Here is a 20,208-nt window from a genome sequence, read left to right on the forward strand (position 1 = left end):
ACATCAGAGCATAGCTTGATGCTATGCCCTTAACTATTTGGCAGCCTGCTTTTCCACACGAATGGGCTCTCTTGTTGGTTCGATATATCCCTGTTGCTTTGCAGTCGGCACGATCTGATTTTCCAGACGCTCCTTTTGCATCTTCAGTTGGGCGATATTGGTCTGTAATTTGGTAATGTCCTTGCTTGCCGTATTAATCGAATAATTGATTTGATAAATGTGAGCGTACCTGCTAATCAACATACCAGCAATGACAATGCACGCTACAAGTGTCAATAGATACAGCAGCTTTTCTCGAATCGGCAGCTCTCTGCGGCGTGTAACGACTTTAGTGGTCTCGCGATACCGTTGTTGCTGAACCTGTTCCTGACGGGCTTTTTCTTTTACAGCCAAATTACCGCGTGTATAAGCCATGTCGCCTCTCCTTCTCCATTAAATTTACAATTTTTCGGCAACTCTCAGCTTCGCTGACCGGGACCGTGGATTAAGCTCCAATTCCTGCTCCGACGCCACAATTGGCTTACGGTTCACCAGCTTCAGATCGCCTTCCATTTTGTCCTCCAAAATAGGCAAATCAGATGGATAGATGCTTTTCGCCAAATACTCCTTGAAAATATGCTTGCATATCCGATCCTCCAGAGAATGGAATGTAATAACCGAAATTCTGCCTCCTGGAGCCAGACATCTTACTGCCTGATGCAAAGTATCTTCCAGTGCACCCAACTCATCATTCACAGCAATCCGCAAAGCCTGGAAACTGCGTTTAGCCGGATGTCCCCCGGTTCTGCGTGCCGCAGCCGGAATTCCTTCTTTGATAATATCGACAAGTTCCCCTGTTGTGTGAATAGGCTTGTTCAATCGACGTTCAATCATGATCTTTGCGATCCGCCGTGAAAACTTCTCTTCTCCGTAATGAAACAAAATACGCGCAATCTCTGCTTCCGACCATTCATTGACAATTTCGTAAGCCGTAAGCGAGCTACTCTGATCCATCCGCATATCAAGCGGCGCATCATGATTGTAGCTAAATCCCCGTTCCCCCTCATCGAACTGGGGCGAGGACACACCCAGATCGAACAAAATACCCTGGACCTGCGGGACGCCGTCTTTCTCGGGCAATCCCAATTCGGTCAGCTTGTCCTGCAAGTGGCGAAAGTTGGATTTCACTAATGAAATCTTGCCTTCATAGGCTGACAGCTTCTCTCGCGCATTGTTCAATGCCCAGTCGTCCTGATCAAAGGCAATGAGCCTTCCCTCAGGGCCAAGCTGTGATGCAATGACGGAACTGTGTCCTGCCCCTCCCAACGTGCAGTCCACATAAATCCCGTCCTGCCTGATGTTTAGTGCCTGTGTTGCTTCTTCTTTGAGTACGGTAATGTGGTGAAACAAACGGCTGACCTCCTAAATTACAATTCAAAGTTGAAATCAACCAATTTCTCAGCAATGTCGTTAAATGCTTCTTCTGATTGGTTGAAATATTGCTCCCAAGTGTGCTTGCTCCAAATCTCTACACGGGTGGACACTCCCAATACGACGCACTCTTTAGTGAGCTTGGCGTATTCGCACAAATTCCCCGGTAAATTTACCCTGCCCTGTTTGTCCAATTCGCATTCAGTCGCCCCCGAGAAAAAAAAACGGGTAAACGCCCGCGCATCGGCCTTCATCAGAGGCAGTGCTTTAAGTTTTTTCTCCATGACAGCCCACTCATCCATGGGATACACGAAGAGGCATTGGTCCAACCCGCGGGTAACCACGAACGAGGCACCGAGAAGTTCACGAAACTTGGCCGGTACAGTAAGCCGGCCCTTCTCATCAATGCTATGTTGGAACTCCCCCATAAACATTGGTTTCGTCACCCCTTACCCTATTCTCCCACTTTGGCCCACTTTCCACCACCTAAGCATAATAGATTCGCTTTAAAAAATCAAAGACCTCTTTTTCATTACCAAAAAGTGATAGAAGCCGGATCCATACCATTATGTCTGTTATTGTAGCCCCGCGTCACAAGATGCAAAAAAGCCCTTTATCCCATGAAGCCGTCCCCCGACAATATGCATCAGGTTTCGAAACAACACGGAATAAAGGGCTTATTCTCTGTCCATTATGTCAACCTAAACAAATACTTGCATTAAACACGCAACACTTTGCAGCGAAAATCGTGATGGAAAAATCCGATTACGCGTTCCAGCTGTCCAAATAGATCTTTTGTTCTTCAGTTAACGTGTCAATTTGGATTCCCAGACTATCAAGCTTGAATCGAGCTACCTGCTCATCAATTTCATAAGGTACATTAATAACGGCTTTGCCTAGTTCATTGTAACGATCATTCACATATTTCAAGCCAAGCGCCTGAAGCGCAAATGTCGTATCCATAATTTCCGCAGGATGTCCATCAGCAGCAGCCAGATTCACGAGGCGTCCTTCTGCCAGCAAATACATTTTACGTCCATCTTTAAAGCGATATTCCTCGATATTGCGACGCACCGTACGAATGGATTCGGAACGTTTAGCAAGCTCAGGCTTACTAACCTCCACATCAAAATGCCCTGCGTTACACAGCACAGCTCCATCCTTCATCACATCAAAGTGTTCTCCTGTAATTACAGCCTTATTTCCAGTTACTGTAATAAAGAAGTCACCCAGTTTGGCAGCCTCTACCATCGGCAAGACATGGAAACCATCCATATGGGCTTCTACTGCCTTGATCGGATCAACTTCGGTTACAACAACGTTGGCTCCCAGCCCTTTCGCACGCATTGCAACTCCTTTGCCACACCAGCCATAACCTACCACAACCACTGTACTTCCTGCTACAACCAGATTAGTCGTACGAATAATGCCGTCGAAAGCTGACTGTCCTGTACCATAGCGGTTATCAAACAAATATTTGCAGTAAGCATCATTAACAGCCACCATCGGAAAGTGAAGTTGCCCTTCTTTTTCCAAAGCCTTCAAACGAATAATGCCAGTAGTTGTCTCCTCTGCTCCCCCACGGATCGTAGAAATCAGGTCAGGCCGTTCGGATTGCAACAGAGTAACCAAGTCACCACCATCATCTATAATGAGATCGGGCTTTGTTTCCAGTGCCTTGATTTGCAAATTCTTGAATTCTTCTGGGTCTGGATTGTATTTAGCTAATACTGTAACGCCATCTTCAACTAATGCGGCGCAAACATCATCTTGTGTAGACAATGGATTACTCCCCGTAATAGTTACCTGAGCTCCACCTGCTTGTACCACTTTAGCCAGGTAAGCCGTTTTGGCCTCCAAATGTAGACAGATGGTTACCTTCAGACCAGCAAAAGGCTGCTCTTGCTCAAATTGTTGACGTATACGGTTCAATACCGGCATATGGGCTTCTACCCAATCAATTTTCAAATGACCTTCAGGGGCCAATTTAAGATCGTGAACTATGCTATTTTGTAGAGAATGGGAAGTCATACTTTGTTTCCTCCTTCATATTGGTTAAATTTGCTTCATGATAAATCCTATATAAAATAACAATCATACATAAATCACACGATGCGTACCTGTCAGATCCAATGGTACATTCATAATCGTATCAATCAAGCTGAGACCATGACGGTTTAGAAAATGATAGATCGTATACGCCCGCTCCTGCGGCTGTCCAAATGGAAAAAGCGACCATTCGATGCGATCCCACTGACGAAGTGCTGTTTCATTTTGCCGAAGCAACGCTTCCTGAACTTTTGCTTCCAGATAGGCGATCTGTGCCAGAATCTTCTCGCGGTTGGTTTCTCCGAGCCGTAGCAAACCTTTTTCAATCAAACCTGTCTGCTGCACAAGTGGTTTGTACATGCGGACAAAAGCTTCCTTAGCCCCGGAAAACTGATCCTGCATTCCAAGCTGATCTTGAGTGGCAATCCATTGCTTTTTCCGTTCCTCAAGTCCGTCTCTAACTTGACCAAAACTTAATTCATACTTAAGCATATGCTTCTCCACACCTGGCTCTACCAACGTAAAAGACATTCGTGGCAGCAGTATCGGCATCTGCATCTCCAACACCCCGAAAGCATCCCGTGTAATCGCCCAGTAAGCAATCTCACCTAGACCCAGCACAGATGCCAGCACCGGAAACAGTGAATCCTGCATTAGAGGACGAGTTAGCACATTGTTACTAAAACGTTCGGGATGTCTATCTATCTCTTCAAGCAGTTCATCCACAGTAAACGCCACCAGACCGTGTCGATCCGTGAATAGTCCAGCTTTTTTGAAAAGCAACAGGCGTTCATCTTCATGGATATAAAAGAGATTCGCGCCACCTTCATGCACATCGGCTTGTAAATGATATCCATAATCTACGATCCGTGTGGCTGCCGTCCGATAAGCCTGCTCCAACTCATCATTGTGCTGAACCAGCCGCTTAAAAACGGATGCTTCCAGCTTGCGTAGCGAAGGATCTGCTGAATCCAAGAGTACTAATCCATAGGTGCCGAACAAAAGGCCCAGCAACTTGGCAAAGGCTTCACTCAGTCCATATGAATCCGTTATCCCGTTCTCAATCATGCGCATTATATCAGCCTTATGTTCTGAATCTGGCAAGCTTTGCTCTATATCCGCTATCGCTTGCTTCCATTCAAAAGCGTCAACTTTAATGGCACTAACCGAAGAACGGCGTTCAGGTTGCTTATTCAGCTTGATTTTGACGGCTTGTGGGTCATTTGCCATTACGTATGTATGATTGACCTCGTCCCAGTCATGATCTTCGCCAGCAATCCAGAAGACGGGAATAACCGGACGTCCAAGCCGTTCCTCTGCTTCTCTCGCCGCCTTAATGAGGGTAGCGGCTTTGTAAATGACCAGCATCGGACCTGTGAACAGTCCGCTTTGTTGCCCGCCAGCTACTACTAAGGCATCTGGACTTTCCAGACGGTCCAATGAAGCACGAACCGCCTCATACGAATTGTATTTCTCATTGTATATACGAAGACATGCTACGACATCCTTACGGTTTAATCGCAGATGCCCCGCCTTATCCAGCCACTTCGCCCGTTGGGCATAAGCATCGGCGTGCAGCACATTATATTCATACAAGTCGCTTGCGCGTCCTGTACCCTGTATATAATCTTCTGCCAAAGCCGACCCTCCGCGAAGCGTTTCCGGAATTATTTTCATGGGTCTGCCTCCTGTCTCCACCAAAACCTTACTGCTTGATTGTACCGAAAGCCCATGTCCACGTCAAAGCTTCCTACAAAAAAAACCGCCGAATAACTCGGCGGTTGGTGCATAAAACAAGATCAGGCGTAAGGCTCAGCTACAAAATGTCCTTTAGACACTTCGATGAGCGTGGCATTTTCCAGGTTATAAGCCCCTGTCTTACTGCCAGATGCATCATGAATCGGGCCTGCTTGGTCGCCTGGCATAATAATCCGTTTTTTGTTGGCTTCTACTTCTGGATCAGGAAGTGGGATCGCCGACAAAAGCATTTTCGTATAAGGATGGATCGGATTTGCATACAACTCAGCACTTTCTGCAAGCTCAACCATTCTACCCATATACATTACAGCTACCCGATCACTGATGTGCTTGACCATCGACAGATCATGCGCAATGAATAGGTATGTCAGACCCAAACGTTCTTGAAGCTCTTTTAACAAGTTGACAACCTGAGCCTGAATAGATACGTCAAGAGCTGAAATCGGCTCATCACAAATGATGAATTTAGGATTAACAGCCAGTGCACGTGCAATACCGATCCGTTGACGTTGACCACCAGAAAACTCATGCGGATAGCGTGTTGCATGGTCAGGGTTCAAACCAACCAGATCAAGTAACTCCTCAATCCGTTTCTTACGTTCTGCACGGCTACCCGCCATATTGTGAATATCCAGTGCCTCACCAATAATATCAGAAACGGTAAAACGCGGGTTCAATGATGCATACGGATCTTGAAAGATCATCTGCATATCACGGCGCATTGCTTTCATTTTACTTGGTGATAATTTGTAAATATCCGTACCGTTAAAACGTACGCTACCTGCTGTAGGTTCATACAAGCGCAAAATCGTACGACCCGCTGTAGACTTACCACAGCCGGATTCGCCAACCATACCCAGCGTTTCACCCTCGCGAATATAGAAATTCAGGTTGTCCACCGCTTTGAGCACACGGTTTTTGCCAACATTAAAATACTTTTTAAGACCTTCAACCTCAATTAAATTGTTGCTACTCACCATGATCTCACCTCCTATTTCTTCAACTTCGGATCAAGCGCATCACGCAAGCCGTCGCCAAAAAGGTTGAACGCAAGCATAATCAAACTGATCAAACCTGCTGGAAAAAGCATCCGCCACGGGTAATACATCCACCCGGTCAGAGCTGATTCAATCATTGAACCCAGCGATGCCTGAGGAGCCTGTACCCCTAATCCAAGGAAGCTCAGGAATGCCTCAGAGAAAATAGCACTTGGAACTGTCAAAGTCAGTGTGACAATGATCGGTCCTACCGCATTAGGCAACAAGTGACGGAACAGCAAACGACCAGCACCTGCACCCATTGAACGGGAAGCGAGTACGAATTCTCGGTTTTTAAGTTGTAACATCTCACCACGTACAATCCACGACATGTTAATCCACCCCGTTACACAGAGCGCAATAATAATTGTAGTGATACTTGGCTCCAGCACAACCAGCAACAGGATCGTAACAAGCAAGTAAGGAATGGAGTACAAGATTTCAGAAAATTTATTCATGATTTCATCAACGCGGCCACCAAAGTAACCCATAATTCCACCATAAATAACTCCAATCATCAAGTCAATCATTGCAGCAGCCAAACCAATAATCAAGGAAATCCGAGCTCCCATCCAAGTACGTACAAACATATCACGCCCCAGATCATCTGTTCCGAACCAATGTTCCGCCGAAGGAGGAAGATTGGTGCTCAACAAATCATTCGTGCGGTCATCGTATGGGGACAGCATCGGACCAACGATTGAAGCAAGCACAATGAGAACCAAAACACTCAAGCTTGTCATAGCCAGTTTGTTTTTACGAAGTCGCTCCCAAGCATCTCGCCAAGCGGATAAGCTTTCGCGCTGAATAACTTCAGACTGCTTTTCATCCGCCCCGACCTTCTGGAAATCTTCCGGTTTCACCTGAAGCTTATCCAAGTTCACAGCATTATCTTTAACAGACATAAAGTTATCCCTCCTTCCCGCCAGTAAGCTTAATCCGCGGATCAATAAATCCATATGCAATATCTGTAATAAAACGCGCCACCATCAGCAAAATACCGTAAAAAATAGTAACTCCCATAATCATGGTATAATCGCGGGTCGTAATACTATCTACGAATACCTTACCAATACCGCCAATCCCGAAGATACGTTCAATAACAACTGAACCCGTAATAATATTGGCCGTCATTGGTCCCACATAGGTAACAACCGGCAGAATAGCATTACGCACAACGTGTTTGAACATAATAGTAATGGATTTCAAGCCTTTAGCCTTGGCAGTCTTAATGTAATCCGCATGAAGCACTTCCAGCATGCTAGAACGCGTTAGTCGAGCGATAAACGCAATAGGGGAAGCAGATAGAGCTGCAACAGGCAGAACGTAGTCCATCGGACCGTCAAAGCCCATAACATTAAACCAACCTAACTGTTGAGCGAAGAAAAATTGAATCAAGGATGCCAGAACGAAGCTGGGAACCGCAATCCCCATGATAGCCAATACCATTGCAACGTTATCTATTAGCCTACGATGATACAAAGCTGCTAGCATACCTAGCAAGAGACCGACAATTATCGACACGATTATGGCAACAAAACCCAGTTTAAGGGAAACCGTAAACGTTTGTCCGATAATGTCAGTTACACTTTGATTCAGCTTTTTCATAGAAATACCAAAATCACCTGAAGCAATATCACCTAAGTATTTAAAATATTGGACATATACAGGCTTATCCAGCCCATATTGTTCCATTAACCGGGCTTGAATCTCAGGAGAAGTCGCTTTTTCACTCATGAAGGGGTTACCCGGAATTGCTTTCATGAGAAAAAACGTCGCAGAGATCAGAATGAACAAAGATAGCAGCATGTAGAAAAATTTACTGATCAAATAACGCGTCATTGCCCGTTTACACCCCCCATAAATTTTTTTCGACACCATTCGATTTTATCGAAATAGAATTGGACTGTCCAATCTACTTATTTGCATGGTTACATGATGATGGAAAAGACCATGACACACAAAAAAAACGGGATATATATGGTTCTATCCACATATATATCCCGAAGTAACTATCAAACTTCAGAATCGAGCTTCAGTTACTGTGTAATATACGCTCTTGTGAAATCAACTGCTCCACTAAAGTCAAGCCCAATGTCTTTTACATTCGGTTTTGTTAAAGAAACATTTGAGTAGTAGTAGATCGGAAGCATTACCATATCATCTTGAACCAGAATTTTCTCCGCTTTCGCAAAATCTTCCATGCGTTTTGCTGGATCAGTTTCTTTCTTAGCTGCTTCAATCAAAGCATCATATGCCGGGTTAGCATAACCTGCATTGTTGTTGCCGTTGCCTGTTGTCCACATATCCAGGAATGTCATTGGATCATTATAGTCAGCAGACCATCCACCACGAGCGATTTGGAAATTCAGCTTGTTACGTGTTTGGATAAATACGCCCCACTCTTGGTTTTGGGTTTTGATGTCAACGCCAAGGTTTTTCTTCCACATATCAGCAACTGCCAAAGCAATCTTTTGGTGACCCTCACTGGAGTTATACAGCAATGTTACCGGAGGAAGTGTAGTTACGCCTTCTTCCTTCATACCTTCTTGAAGCAATTTTTTCGCTTCAGTGAAGTCTTCTTTGAAGTAATCATCTTTATTCTCAGTACGGAATTCTTGAGATACTCCTTTGATACCTGGAGGTACAAAGCCGTATGCAGGAATTTGACCGCCCAATGTTACTCTTTCAACGATTGGTTGACGTTCAATAGCCATCGCAAACGCTTTACGGATTTTAACATTGTTAAATGGTTTTTCTGTTACATTAAACAAATAGTAATACGTACTAGCAATCCCTTTAGCCTCAAATTCATTCGGCAGTTCTTTTTTCACAGCCGGAATTTGGTCGGTAGGAATTTCACCGTTTGGCATACCTGCGTAATCGAGTTGTCCACTTCTATAAGAAGCCAGCTCTGTTGCACCGCTATTTACAAGGGACATCGTAATTTTGTTCAGCTTGATATCATCTTTACCCCAATAGTTTTCACTCTTGGTTACTTCGATCTTTTGACCGCTGTCCCAAGTCGTTAATGTGTAAGGTCCGTTAGTGATCATGCTATCTTTCTTAACAGCCCACTTATCATTACCTTTAACAGAAGGATTTACAGGATAGAAAGTGTAGAAAGAAGTCAATCCCAAGAAGTAAGGAGTTGGGTGCTCCAGCTCTACTTGCAATGTATGATCGTCAACAGCTTTAACACCTACATCTTTAAAGTCTGTAACTTTAGTGCCTTTAAAAGTTTTCGAAGTGCTCAGGTTGTAACCCTCAGCATTTTTGATATAGTACAATTGGTAAGCATATGGAGGTGCAGGAGCCGTGGAAGGATCCAATACCCGTTGCCAAGCAAATACGAAGTCGCTTGCTTTGACTGGGTCGCCATTACTCCATTTTGCAGTATCACGAAGCTTGAACGTATAGGTTTTGCCGTCATCGGAAATTTTCCAAGATTCAGCTACGCCAGGGATTTCTTTGCCGTCAGGACCCATACGTACGAGACCTTCATACAAAGTTTTCAGAACCGTGTTAGTTTGACTATCCTGAGCTTGTGCCGGATCGAAGGTTGGCGGTTCGGAAAGAAGGTTAATGCGCAAAATTTGCTTGTCGGCCGCAGCCGGCGTAGTCGAGGTGTTTTCTTGTGCGCCCTTACCATTGGTATCGTTCTTGCCGCCGCAACCTGCGAGCAGTGCGCCAACTGCAAGAATGAGTGTCAAAAGGACTAAAAAGCTTTTCCTTTTCATCTAGCGTTTTCCCCCTAGTTCTAAAGTGGTATATGTTTATAGATTATACAACCAGCGGTCAAAAAAATCTACATTACATTTCTTCAAATTGAGCTTTTTTTTCAAAAAAACATGATTAATTCATATTTTTTCACCTTTTCATGTCACCTTATATCACATGGCGTTGAATATATTCTTAAATATACCAACTACAGTCAGCAAAATATACGCCAATGTCATCCCCATAAAAGTTAGTCTCCAGACCGCTCTACATAATCTTTTACCATCAACCTTCCCTTTTATTCGATTTTGAGCTCCTCCAATTAAACCCAAGGCCAGTAATAGGAGAAGTAGAATCAAATAAAAACCGAATCGAGATGTAAAAATGACGTTAAAGAGTGCTGCGACGGAAAATATCAGAAAAAACGTGGTAATATCCATAGAAGTAAGTAACGATTTCTTTTTTTCCATTTTAAGAATGTAGCGACAAACCGCAAACACGATCAAAAACGGAAAAAAGGGAAGAATACTGAAAGTGATAATAGTACCTTGTATAAGACTCAACTGATCACCCCTCTTTTAGCCGCATGCCTTCAATTAATTGCCACAATAACTCATGAGTTGGTGCAGTAACTCCAGCCCGATCTGCCATCTGCACCAGTTGTCCGTTAATTGAAGCAACTTCCGTCATGGACTGTGCAAGTACATCAGCTAGCATGGACGAGTGATTCTCTGCCGTTGCCCGGCATACATTCATAATTTGCTCCCACCATGCGTTTTCCCAGTGGATACCATGAGCTTCATACACTTGAATGCCTTCATCGTACAGCCTGCGCATCATATGTATTCGAATAGGGTCCGAAAGCAGCTCGCCATTACGAACTCGCCATAACGCCGTCAGCGGATTGATCACAGCATTGATCAACAACTTGCGATACATACCGTTCTCGATTTCTTTCGACAAGCAAGCGTCAAATCCTGCTGCAACCAGGCGATTTAGCACACATTGATTAAAATTATTGTTCTTCGACTCCTCCTCTTCCTCCGAACATCCTATTTCAGTAACACCCGATCCTGCATGTATAATAGATGCTACTCCCTGCCTCTTGGCTCCTTCAGTCGTCACAGCAGGGTATATTACAGCTTTAGGCCAAGCCTTTCTAATGCGTTCTATATGGCCGATTCCATTCTGCAAGCAGACAATTCCTGTATCTCTATCCATTTGAGCTGCAGGCTGGATCTGTTCTAATACTTCCTCAATCGCCCCCTGTTTGGTCATAAGCATTATCCATCGTGCCGGAGCCTGTGAATTTAACCGTTGCCAATCTGCCAATGGCGCTACCTTCAATTTATTTCCGGACACATGTACTGCCGTCTGTCCCTCCTTACCAAACACAGTAATCCCTTCACGAGCAATGATGCGTGCCTGCTCAAGTGTACGCGTCCACAGCCTTACTTTTGTACCTGAGGCAGACAACCTCCCGGCAAACAACAATCCCAGCGAACCCGCTCCAATAATATCAATCACCTTTGTATCGTCTCGCTTCCATCTTTTTTTCTACTATATCATATGCACTCTAGAGAAATACAAAAAACGCCAACTACAGCAAAGCGCTAGTTGACGTTTTATTTCAATATTGCAGAAGTAATCTTGTTACTCAATGCGCTCCAGATTCCCATTGGCGTCCATTTTGAATCTGGATTTAAGCTCTTCCTCATCATCAGTGATTAAAGCCAAGCGCCGAGCCCGGTCCATAATCTGAATCAGAGCTTTATAATCATCATTCACAACACGATAGTCGGTTTGCACCTCATTCACTTCTTTGGACAGCCGGTCATTAATGGAGCGAAGCTGATTCAATTCTTCTTCCTTTTCCCGTAAATCTTTCTCCAGCATCTTAATCTGCCGATTCGTTTCCTGGACAGATCCCTTCCATTGACGCAAGAAGCGAATTACTGCATCAATAGATAACGTATCCTCACTCGTACCATCCGTTCTGTACCCACCTTCGACTGTATCAAGCGAGGCAAAAGCCGCAACCTGTGATACACCTACCGGGTTCTGCTTACGGATATAACTGCGCTTCTGGCGCTGTGCTTTGGCAATGCTAATCGCTTCATCATAACGTTTGCGCACGCAGCTGTTCCAACGAAAACCGCATGCTGCAGAGGTTCTTCCGATTTTTTGTCCAACCTCCTCAAACGCAGAGAGCTGCGTCCCACCTTCACGGATATGCCGCAATGTCACCTCCGCCAATATCAAGTCATCTTCCACACTCCATGCATCTTGTCTTATTGCAGTCATGCCTCTAGCCCTCCTAACAACATCCTGAAATAACCGTCTTCATGAACCGATCTTGCCGGTATTTGAATAGGGTATAAAAGCTGTTTATTCATTCCTATGCCTCTCGTAGAGTTCATAGAATCTATTTGATACTAAATTGTATTTCCATTTCTGCAAGAACTCATACGTGAACGTAAACAGTTTCGGGTTTCAAGCATGCTCAGACTGCTGTACAATAAAATGAATGGTTAAAGAAACAGAAAGGATCATATACATTACCATTAGTTTTTTTCGGGAATACATAAAAGGGGAAACCAAATGAATAAACGAGTAAAAATCACAATCAGCACCCTGCTGACCACTATCATGATGCTAACTTTCATATATGTACGTCCTACTCTGGCCGCTCCCTCCCATGAAGAAAATCAGATTTTACAAGATAGCCTGTCGATTGTAGAGATAGACCATGAAATTGAGCGAATCAGTCAAGAGCAGCAGACTCTTTTGCAGCGTCAGCGGGAATTGCGAAGTAATCTCACCGTTCAGCAAGAGCAAATGACCGTACAACGGAAGCGTGCAGGTTCTGTGCTGCGATCGTATTATATGGGAGAAAGGGACAAGCTGTTGAGTGTAGTGCTAGGGGCGAAAAGTATAAGGCAACTTCTCTCTCTGTACGATTACTACTTATTATTAATTAGTCACGATCAGGATGTGCTTCATGAATACGAATCCAATTATCAATCTATGCGAAAAACAGAACAACAAGTCACCCAAGCCTCAATGGAATTGGAGACAGTCAAAACAAACTTACTGGCACAACGCAAACGCATTATCCTGCTTCAGTCGCGTGTAAATGACGGCGTTAACGCCAGTAATGACCCGGATACTCTACGCAAGCTTATTGGCGAAATGACAGCTTATTGGGAGAATGTAGGTGTCTACGAGGTAAATAAGCACTTTAAAGCATTAGCTCAAGCTATGCAGGATTTACCGCAATTCATTCAACAACAACAAGGTGCTATGGTTACAAATGGAAAAGTGATTACGATAAGCATTCGCGAAGAGGACTTTAACCGTTTTTTAAAGTCAGAAAATGAATTGTTTAATCACTTCAACTTTACATTTGCACAGGATCGAATTATGGTAGAAGGTCAGCAGGGAACGATGAAATTAAGAGTAGAAGGTCACTACACGGTAGAAAATGAATCGAAAAATGCAATTTTATTTCATGTAGATCGATTGGTATTTAATGGTCTGGAACTACCTGATACGACCCGCAACAAGCTGGAAAAAGATTTTGATCTAGGTTTCTACCCACAGCAGCTTATTTCCTATGTCAAAGCCACAGAAGTACGCACTTTAGCAGGAATGCTTGAAGTTAAGCTCGAATTAAACTTTAAATAAGCTTTTGCTCACTTTCATTGTTCTGAATTTTTACGTGTACAAACAAGAGACCCCGGGATATTCCCGAGGTCTTTATTATTGTCATAACGATAGGAATTTTATAGCAGATCGGCTGCCAACTGCGCAAGCTTGGAGCGTTCTCCTTTTTCCAACATGATATGCCCACTAATCCCTTCTTGCTTAAACCGCTCCACCACATAGGTTAGACCGTTACTGGCTGCATCCAGATAAGGGTGATCAATCTGCTCCGGATCTCCCATCAAAATGATCTTGCTCCCCTCACCCACCCGGGACACAATCGTTTTGATCTCATGTCGGGATAAGTTTTGCGCCTCATCGACTATAATAAATTGCCCAGGTATCGAACGCCCGCGAATATAAGTAAGTGCCTCCACCTGAATACTGCCCAAGCCCATCAAAATTTTGTCGATATCACCTGATTTTTTGGCATCAAACAGATACTCTAGATTGTCGTAGATTGGTTGCATCCACGGGCGAAGTTTTTCATCCTTTTCTCCCGGTAAATAACCAATATCCTTACCCATAGGAACAACAGGCCGAGCAATCAGCAGTTTCTTGAAGCGATGTTCATCCTCTACCTTAAGCAAGCCTGCCGCCAGCGCCAGCAGCGTTTTGCCCGTACCCGCTTTTCCTGTAATGGTCACGAGGGGGATATCGTCATTAAGCAAAAGCTCCAATGCCATCCGCTGTTGAGCATTACGTGCGCTGATTCCCCACACCGATTCGTTACTTAAGTACAGCGGCTCTAATCGCTCTGCCTCCTGATTTACTTTCAGCAAAGCTGATTTTCCAGTTCCCATTTCATCTTTCAGAATGACAAATTCATGTGGATACAGCGTATAAGGTAGTTCCAGTGGTTTGATTGGTAAAAAACGGTTAGAGTAAAATTCATCTATGATGGACGGGTGCACCTGTATTGCCGAGTATCCGGGATATAGCTCACTTAGATCGCCTGTTCTATCGGATAGGTAGTCTTCGGTCAGCAGTCCCAATACATCTGCCTTGATCCTGACCAGCACATCTTTACTGACCAAAACGACCGAACGTGGTTCAGGCTGCTCCTGCTCTTCCAGATGATAATTCAAGGCGACCGCCAAAATCCGGTTATCGTTCGAAACCTCCCCGAACATCTCCTGAACTTTCAAAAAACTTCGGTGGTTTAACTCAACCTTAAGCCTTCCACCTTGGGGAAGTGGAACGCCACTATGCAGATGACCCACTTCTCTCAACCCGTCCAACAATCGCGATACATTGCGGGCATTCCGTCCAATCTCATCCGCGTTGCGTTTTTTGGAGTCGATTTCTTCCAGAACTACAGCTGGAATAACAACTTCATGTTCTTTGAAGGTAAAGATGGCTTTCGGATCATGCAGCAGCACATTCGTATCCAGCACAAAAATTTTCTTCATTAAATCCCCTCCAAAGCGGCGTGGACAATCTCGTGTTTCATACCTATACCTATTCACCGGGTACCTAATACTTGCTGATTCCCTGAAAAAAGAACCCCAAAGCAGCATAAAACAACGAAAAGTTGTAAGTGAAGATAGCCTCTGAGCCTGTCCATTTTTGAAATTAGACACAAAAGGCCCAGTGATTGCTCACTGGACCTAGACTTGGTTCACTATAACTTTAGACATACCTCAACCCCCTTATGTTATATAAGAGCTTTACTCGCTGCGAGTATAACATAAGTAGGAAGAAAGATACATACTCAGGAATTGGAAGAAGCTGCGGTATTGTCGCTTGCTTTTTTAGCTAATTCCTCTTGTAGCGCTTGCTTGGCCAAATCGAGCTGTTGCTCATCAATGTACACATACGGGCTACGCCACGTTCCTGCTACCGGATTGTATTTCACATTTTGCTTGGAAATATTCCAATAGGTTTGTACGATATTTTTCATTTGCTGTGACTCGATATCTGTCATCATATTCTTATCAACCGATTTAATAATTGCACTAAACTTGGTCAAAGCGTTAAAGGATTGCATTTGGTCAATTAGGGAATGAAGCACCTGATTTTGTCGACGATTACGATCAAAATCGTCAGATTCAGCTGTTCTCGGACGACAATTCGATTTGCGGTAGCGAACAAAATCAAGAGCCTGATCACCGTTCAAATGCTTGGCTCCAACTGTCAGGTTAATATCGGTACCATCTGCACGGTCACGATAACACATGTTTTTATCAACCGTCACATCTACGCCACCCAAATTATCTACTACATCTCTAAAGCCCTGGAAGTTAATAACCGTCACATAATCAATATCAATGTTTAAATATTTGCCAATCATCTTCTTCATTTGTTCTTCAGCAACTTCGCCAGATTCTTTCTCTCTAGCCTTAAACACCGGATAATACTCATTCAACTTGCGAGGTTTATATCCATCCATTTCTAGACGCGTATCGCGCGGTAAGGACACGATGGTAGACGATTTAGTGTTGGGGTTCAATGTAGCTACCATAATAACGTCGGACAAATAAGTCGGATGATCAGGGCGGTAATCGGTTCCTAGCAATAAGATAGTCAAAGGCTTAGCTTCTGCCAATTGTGTTTTGGGTACTTCCTTGTTGATCCCCGTATCCAAAACTTCTTCTACCTGATTGTAAAGATAGTAGGTATAACCACCTGCTGCCAAAATACCTATAATAAGCAGAAACAAGACAAACTTCATAAACGATCTGAAAAAGTTTTTTTTCTTTTTCGTTTTTTTCGGTTTGGCGGACTTTTTCCCGCTTTGTGTCCGGGGAGGCAATCCGTTCGAAAGATTACTCATGCTTCAACACCTTTTCCTGCGTTTTGAGAAATATAGCTTTCTCCAAGTTTACAATCCTAAAACACACACAGCGGCGCATCCCGTTCCCGGGCGTCGCCGCTGTGGCCAAAGACCAATCCAATCAATTACATATTTGCTTGTGCTGTTTTACGTTGTTTCTCCGCACGCTCGCGTTCACCTTTGTTCAAGATCTTTTTACGCAAACGGATAGCGTTAGGTGTAATTTCGCAATACTCATCATCATTCAGATATTCGAGCGCCTGCTCCAAAGAGAAAATAACAGGTGTTTTCAGTTTAACTGTATCGTCTTTTGTTGCTGAACGAACGTTTGTCAGTTGTTTTTCTTTACAAATGTTAACGACAATGTCGTTATCACGTGTGTGCTCCCCAACGATCATACCCTCATAGATTTCAGTACCTGGCTCCAGGAACAAAATACCGCGATCTTCCACGCCCAGCATACCATAAAATGTAGAGCTGCCGTTTTCCGTTGACACAAGTACACCCTGATGACGTCCACCTACTTGACCGCCAACAAATGGTCCATAGCTGTCAAACGCATGGTTCATTACGCCATAACCACGAGTCAAAGTCAGGAAGTTTGTAGTGTAGCCGATTAGACCACGTGCAGGGATCAAGAATTCCAAGCGAACCTGTCCGGTGCCGTTATTAATCATGTTAACCATTTCGGCTTTACGGGAGCCCAAACTTTCCATAACCGCACCCATGCTTTCTTCCGGAATATCAATAAGGAGACGTTCGATTGGCTCCATTTTCTTACCGTCAATTTCCTTGACGATAACTTCCGGCTTGGACACTTGCAGTTCGTAACCTTCACGACGCATGTTTTCAATCAGGATACCTAGATGCAACTCACCACGTCCGGATACAATAAAGGCGTCTGGGCTATCTGTTTCATCAACACGTAAGCTGACATCCGTTTCGAGTTCTTTCAGAAGACGCTCACGCAATTTACGGGATGTTACCCACTTACCATCGCGACCTGCGAATGGGCTGTTGTTAACCAGGAAGGTCATTTGCAGTGTTGGTTCATCAATCTTCAGTACAGGCAATGCTTCAGGATGATTTGGATCAGCAATGGTTTCACCGATGTTGATATCTTTAATTCCCGCAATCGCCACAATGTCACCAGCGCCCGCTTGGTCAGTTTCAATACGTTTCAGACCTTGGAAGCCAAACAGCTTCTCAATACGCGCTGATTTACTGCTACCATCACGCTGCATAACTGTGACTGCTTGCCCCTGCTTGATGATACCGCGGTTTACACGACCTACTGCAATTCGGCCAAGGTATTCGTTATAGTCCATCAGTGTTACGAGGAATTGAAGAGGCTCATCTACTTTCTCAGTTGGAGCCGGAATGTGCTCTACAACTGTTTCGTACAATGCTTGCATGTTATCGTCTTGCTTTTCAGCATCCATGCTGGATGTACCGTTCAGCGCCGAAGCGTACACAACAGGGAATTCCAATTGCTCGTCATTCGCCCCCAGCTCGATGAACAGATCCAGTACTTCGTCAATAACTTCTGCCGGACGAGCTGCCGGACGGTCAATTTTGTTTACTACAACGATTGGCGTCAGATTTTGCTCCAGCGCTTTACGCAGTACGAATTTCGTTTGCGGCATGCAACCTTCGTAAGCATCAACGACGAGCAAAACACCGTCAACCATTTTCATAATCCGTTCCACTTCGCCACCAAAGTCGGCGTGTCCCGGTGTATCTACAATGTTAATCAGATAATCTTTGTAAGTGATAGCTGTATTTTTAGCCAAAATCGTAATACCGCGTTCACGCTCCAGATCGTTGGAGTCCATGGCGCGCTCCTGAACAGCCTCGTGTTCTCTAAATGTTCCGGACTGTTGAAGCAGCTTGTCGACAAGCGTCGTTTTTCCGTGGTCGACGTGGGCAATAATCGCAATATTGCGAATGTTTTCTCTAGCATGCATGGTTTGTATCCATATCCTTTCCGTATATCAAAATAGTGTCTCTATCCTGAAGCAGTGCTGATTCAAGGCTAACAATCGTTCTTTAGGCCCACTCCCTGCCAGCCTTCTATATGTTTCAGGCTTTGTACAGACAGCTTCTCTCTCCGATTCGCGTGAAAACCTTAAAATAAGCGTCAGAAATCATTCCGACGCTCTTATCATATCCATTATATTATAGTTGAAATATGTCATAAAGCAAGACATTATTGCCCGTTCCGTAATTTACCGCCATAAAATCTCACAGCTTGTCGTTTTACCTTTTGCGTTTGCCACGGTTGTTTAGGACCAACCAGATTCCAGCGCCAATCATTAAAACTGCAATAACATATATGATACCCGTTCTTAGGGAGGTAATAACCAATAAAAGCACCGATACCAAGCCCAATATTACGCCCCCTGTATATACATTGCGAGAAAGCGAAATATCATTAATGGCGTACTCCCATAATCCAATCGCCACACCTAGAAGTAACAAAGGCCATAAATAGGCCATTAAATGCCAGCCCCAAATATTGCAGAGCAAAAATAAGAAGCCATAAACCGACAAAATCCCTGCCGGCAGCAACATAAAGGGTGAAACTTTACGCTTCATGTACATTGCATGCAGTACGATTCCAGGTATTAAAAACAGCAAAGGCCAAAAGTTTCGTCCCAAAAAGGAGAACGCTCCCAGTTTCCCCAACAAAATAATCAGTCCTACGACAACAATGCCCACTCCGATCATACGCTCTTTTCCGGAATTCATCGTGGTCTCCTTTGTTTGCTGAATTTGTTTTTAGGTCTCTTAATGTGATTGTTTTTAAGTATATTTTTGTGAGTATAGAGTCTTCACAAAAACCGAGTAAACCTGGCATTCGCAAAAACTCTATGTCTATTTTAGCCGATGTTTTCCAAAAAAACTACGTTCAAATATGGCGAGCTCGTAACTGACGATATATACCTGCAACGACAACTGCTGTTGCCAAGAGTCCCGGTAACCATGCATGTATAAGCTCTCCCGTACCTGCTAACCATACACCCAATCGGGGATCACGCAGTAGCATTTCTCCTGCCGTAAAAGCCAGGATTGCAGATCCGAGCAAAACAAGTACAGGGAACCGATGAAGCCAGATCGCAATCACGTTGCTGCCCCAGACGACAATCGGAATACTAATCGCAATCCCAATGACAATAATGGCGATATCCCCATCTGCTAGGGCTGCAATAGCTAACACGTTATCTAGACTCATCACAAAGTCCGCTACCAGAATCACCTGTATAGCCTTCCATATGGTTGTTTCTGCTCTTACTCCCACATGATCCTCATTCTCATAAAGCAGCTTAAACGCAATCCATAACAGAAGTAGACCGCCTGCCGCCTGAATAAAGGGTATGCCCAGCAAAATGACAGCTACAAAAGTCAAAACACAGCGCAGGAGGACTGCACCGACTGCCCCCCACCATATAGCTTGACTCCGCTGCCTTGCAGGCAAGTTTTTGCTCGCCATGGCTATAACAACTGCATTATCACCGCTTAACACCAAATTAATCATTAATATTTTCAACAGCAAAATGATATGCTCCATGTGTACAAACACCCCCATCCTACTTGTATGCGAAATAGGACGAGGCTATGCTTATAAGCCTTGACAAATAAGTCATCATTTATTAAAAATTGATGTCAAATTTGTTGAGCAAAGACCTTGAAATCAATAACAAACAGCAATATAATGAATCGTATTTCCGAAAAACGGGTATTAAAATAAAC

18 protein-coding genes are annotated in these 20,208 nt (G+C 44.1%); 1 reads left to right on the forward strand and 17 read right to left on the reverse strand.

The genetic code is table 11. The annotated features are described in order from the left end of the window. Positions 1 to 33: 33 nt before the first annotated feature. The 12 genes from WA407_RS21055 to WA407_RS21110 form a co-directional block, all read right to left on the reverse strand. Positions 34 to 414 carry a hypothetical protein gene (locus tag WA407_RS21055; protein ID WP_235309380.1) on the reverse strand — a complete coding sequence of 127 codons (381 nt, stop codon included), beginning with the start codon at positions 412 to 414 and terminating at the stop codon, positions 34 to 36. A 24-nt stretch (positions 415 to 438) separates the two neighbouring features. Then, on the reverse strand, positions 439 to 1,389 hold the full coding sequence (gene rsmH / locus WA407_RS21060; RefSeq protein WP_061828520.1) for a 16S rRNA (cytosine(1402)-N(4))-methyltransferase RsmH: 951 nt from the start codon (positions 1,387 to 1,389) through the stop codon (positions 439 to 441). Between the two features lie 17 nt (positions 1,390 to 1,406). Further along, positions 1,407 to 1,844, reverse strand: a complete 438-nt coding sequence (gene mraZ, locus WA407_RS21065) for a division/cell wall cluster transcriptional repressor MraZ (RefSeq protein WP_013311099.1) — start codon at positions 1,842 to 1,844, stop codon at positions 1,407 to 1,409. A 331-nt stretch (positions 1,845 to 2,175) separates the two neighbouring features. Further along, the gene (locus WA407_RS21070) at positions 2,176 to 3,441 is read right to left on the reverse strand and encodes an adenosylhomocysteinase (protein ID WP_165178386.1); all 1,266 of its coding nucleotides are present in this window, start codon (positions 3,439 to 3,441) and stop codon (positions 2,176 to 2,178) included. 63 nt (positions 3,442 to 3,504) lie between these two features. Beyond that, on the reverse strand, positions 3,505 to 5,136 hold the full coding sequence (bshC, locus tag WA407_RS21075; RefSeq protein WP_235309379.1) for a bacillithiol biosynthesis cysteine-adding enzyme BshC: 1,632 nt from the start codon (positions 5,134 to 5,136) through the stop codon (positions 3,505 to 3,507). Positions 5,137 to 5,258: 122 nt separating this feature from the next. Beyond that, on the reverse strand, positions 5,259 to 6,197 hold the full coding sequence (locus tag WA407_RS21080) for an ABC transporter ATP-binding protein (protein ID WP_013311102.1): 939 nt from the start codon (positions 6,195 to 6,197) through the stop codon (positions 5,259 to 5,261). An 11-nt stretch (positions 6,198 to 6,208) separates the two neighbouring features. Further along, positions 6,209 to 7,159 (reverse strand): ABC transporter permease, encoded by a 951-nt coding sequence (locus tag WA407_RS21085; RefSeq protein ID WP_013311103.1) that lies wholly within the window; start codon positions 7,157 to 7,159, stop codon positions 6,209 to 6,211. A gap of 4 nt (positions 7,160 to 7,163) precedes the next feature. Further along, positions 7,164 to 8,096 carry an ABC transporter permease gene (locus WA407_RS21090; RefSeq protein ID WP_023989458.1) on the reverse strand — a complete coding sequence of 311 codons (933 nt, stop codon included), beginning with the start codon at positions 8,094 to 8,096 and terminating at the stop codon, positions 7,164 to 7,166. A 197-nt stretch (positions 8,097 to 8,293) separates the two neighbouring features. After that, positions 8,294 to 9,994 (reverse strand): peptide ABC transporter substrate-binding protein, encoded by a 1,701-nt coding sequence (locus WA407_RS21095; RefSeq protein ID WP_336078296.1) that lies wholly within the window; start codon positions 9,992 to 9,994, stop codon positions 8,294 to 8,296. Positions 9,995 to 10,147: 153 nt separating this feature from the next. Continuing rightward, a complete protein-coding gene (locus tag WA407_RS21100; RefSeq protein WP_235309378.1) occupies positions 10,148 to 10,537 on the reverse strand; it encodes a DUF3397 domain-containing protein in 390 nt (129 codons plus the stop codon). A 4-nt stretch (positions 10,538 to 10,541) separates the two neighbouring features. Beyond that, entirely contained in the window at positions 10,542 to 11,501 is a 960-nt protein-coding gene (locus WA407_RS21105; RefSeq protein WP_235309377.1) for a ketopantoate reductase family protein, read from the reverse strand. Between the two features lie 126 nt (positions 11,502 to 11,627). Then, a complete protein-coding gene (locus WA407_RS21110; RefSeq protein ID WP_235309376.1) occupies positions 11,628 to 12,278 on the reverse strand; it encodes an RsfA family transcriptional regulator in 651 nt (216 codons plus the stop codon). 297 nt (positions 12,279 to 12,575) lie between these two features. Here WA407_RS21110 and WA407_RS21115 point away from each other — a divergent pair, with 297 nt between their 5' ends. After that, positions 12,576 to 13,661, forward strand: a complete 1,086-nt coding sequence (locus WA407_RS21115; RefSeq protein WP_235309375.1) for a coiled-coil domain-containing protein — start codon at positions 12,576 to 12,578, stop codon at positions 13,659 to 13,661. Positions 13,662 to 13,759: 98 nt separating this feature from the next. Here the strand turns inward: WA407_RS21115 and WA407_RS21120 are convergent, their stop codons facing one another. From WA407_RS21120 to WA407_RS21140, 5 genes are all read right to left on the reverse strand, one after another. Then, positions 13,760 to 15,091, reverse strand: a complete 1,332-nt coding sequence (locus tag WA407_RS21120) for a PhoH family protein (RefSeq protein ID WP_023989462.1) — start codon at positions 15,089 to 15,091, stop codon at positions 13,760 to 13,762. A 302-nt stretch (positions 15,092 to 15,393) separates the two neighbouring features. Beyond that, entirely contained in the window at positions 15,394 to 16,455 is a 1,062-nt protein-coding gene (locus WA407_RS21125; protein ID WP_336078297.1) for an LCP family protein, read from the reverse strand. Positions 16,456 to 16,580: 125 nt separating this feature from the next. Continuing rightward, complete coding sequence (gene typA, locus WA407_RS21130; protein WP_061828529.1) at positions 16,581 to 18,422, reverse strand: translational GTPase TypA; 1,842 nt, start codon at positions 18,420 to 18,422, stop codon at positions 16,581 to 16,583. A gap of 292 nt (positions 18,423 to 18,714) precedes the next feature. Next, complete coding sequence (locus tag WA407_RS21135; RefSeq protein WP_336078298.1) at positions 18,715 to 19,206, reverse strand: hypothetical protein; 492 nt, start codon at positions 19,204 to 19,206, stop codon at positions 18,715 to 18,717. A 160-nt stretch (positions 19,207 to 19,366) separates the two neighbouring features. Beyond that, positions 19,367 to 20,026: a TerC family protein gene (locus WA407_RS21140; protein WP_013311114.1), complete on the reverse strand. Its 660-nt coding sequence runs from the start codon at positions 20,024 to 20,026 to the stop codon at positions 19,367 to 19,369. Between the last annotated feature and the right edge of the window lie 182 nt (positions 20,027 to 20,208).

Origin of the sequence: Paenibacillus sp. 203 (assembly GCF_037027525.1) — a bacterium.
In the GTDB taxonomy this organism is placed as follows: Bacteria; Bacillota; Bacilli; order Paenibacillales; family Paenibacillaceae; genus Paenibacillus; species Paenibacillus polymyxa_B.

Coding starts and splice junctions, on each gene's coding strand:
- WA407_RS21055 (WP_235309380.1), bottom strand. CDS start 414: ATGGCTTATACACGCGGTAATTTGGCTGTAAAAGAAAAAGCCCGTCAG.
- mraZ (WP_013311099.1), bottom strand. CDS start 1,844: ATGTTTATGGGGGAGTTCCAACATAGCATTGATGAGAAGGGCCGGCTT.
- WA407_RS21070 (WP_165178386.1), bottom strand. CDS start 3,441: ATGACTTCCCATTCTCTACAAAATAGCATAGTTCACGATCTTAAATTG.
- bshC (WP_235309379.1), bottom strand. CDS start 5,136: ATGAAAATAATTCCGGAAACGCTTCGCGGAGGGTCGGCTTTGGCAGAA.
- WA407_RS21080 (WP_013311102.1), bottom strand. CDS start 6,197: ATGGTGAGTAGCAACAATTTAATTGAGGTTGAAGGTCTTAAAAAGTAT.
- WA407_RS21085 (WP_013311103.1), bottom strand. CDS start 7,159: ATGTCTGTTAAAGATAATGCTGTGAACTTGGATAAGCTTCAGGTGAAA.
- WA407_RS21090 (WP_023989458.1), bottom strand. CDS start 8,096: ATGACGCGTTATTTGATCAGTAAATTTTTCTACATGCTGCTATCTTTG.
- WA407_RS21095 (WP_336078296.1), bottom strand. CDS start 9,994: ATGAAAAGGAAAAGCTTTTTAGTCCTTTTGACACTCATTCTTGCAGTT.
- WA407_RS21110 (WP_235309376.1), bottom strand. CDS start 12,278: ATGACTGCAATAAGACAAGATGCATGGAGTGTGGAAGATGACTTGATA.
- WA407_RS21115 (WP_235309375.1), top strand. CDS start 12,576: ATGAATAAACGAGTAAAAATCACAATCAGCACCCTGCTGACCACTATC.
- WA407_RS21120 (WP_023989462.1), bottom strand. CDS start 15,091: ATGAAGAAAATTTTTGTGCTGGATACGAATGTGCTGCTGCATGATCCG.
- WA407_RS21125 (WP_336078297.1), bottom strand. CDS start 16,455: ATGAGTAATCTTTCGAACGGATTGCCTCCCCGGACACAAAGCGGGAAA.
- typA (WP_061828529.1), bottom strand. CDS start 18,422: ATGCATGCTAGAGAAAACATTCGCAATATTGCGATTATTGCCCACGTC.
- WA407_RS21135 (WP_336078298.1), bottom strand. CDS start 19,206: ATGAATTCCGGAAAAGAGCGTATGATCGGAGTGGGCATTGTTGTCGTA.
- WA407_RS21140 (WP_013311114.1), bottom strand. CDS start 20,026: ATGGAGCATATCATTTTGCTGTTGAAAATATTAATGATTAATTTGGTG.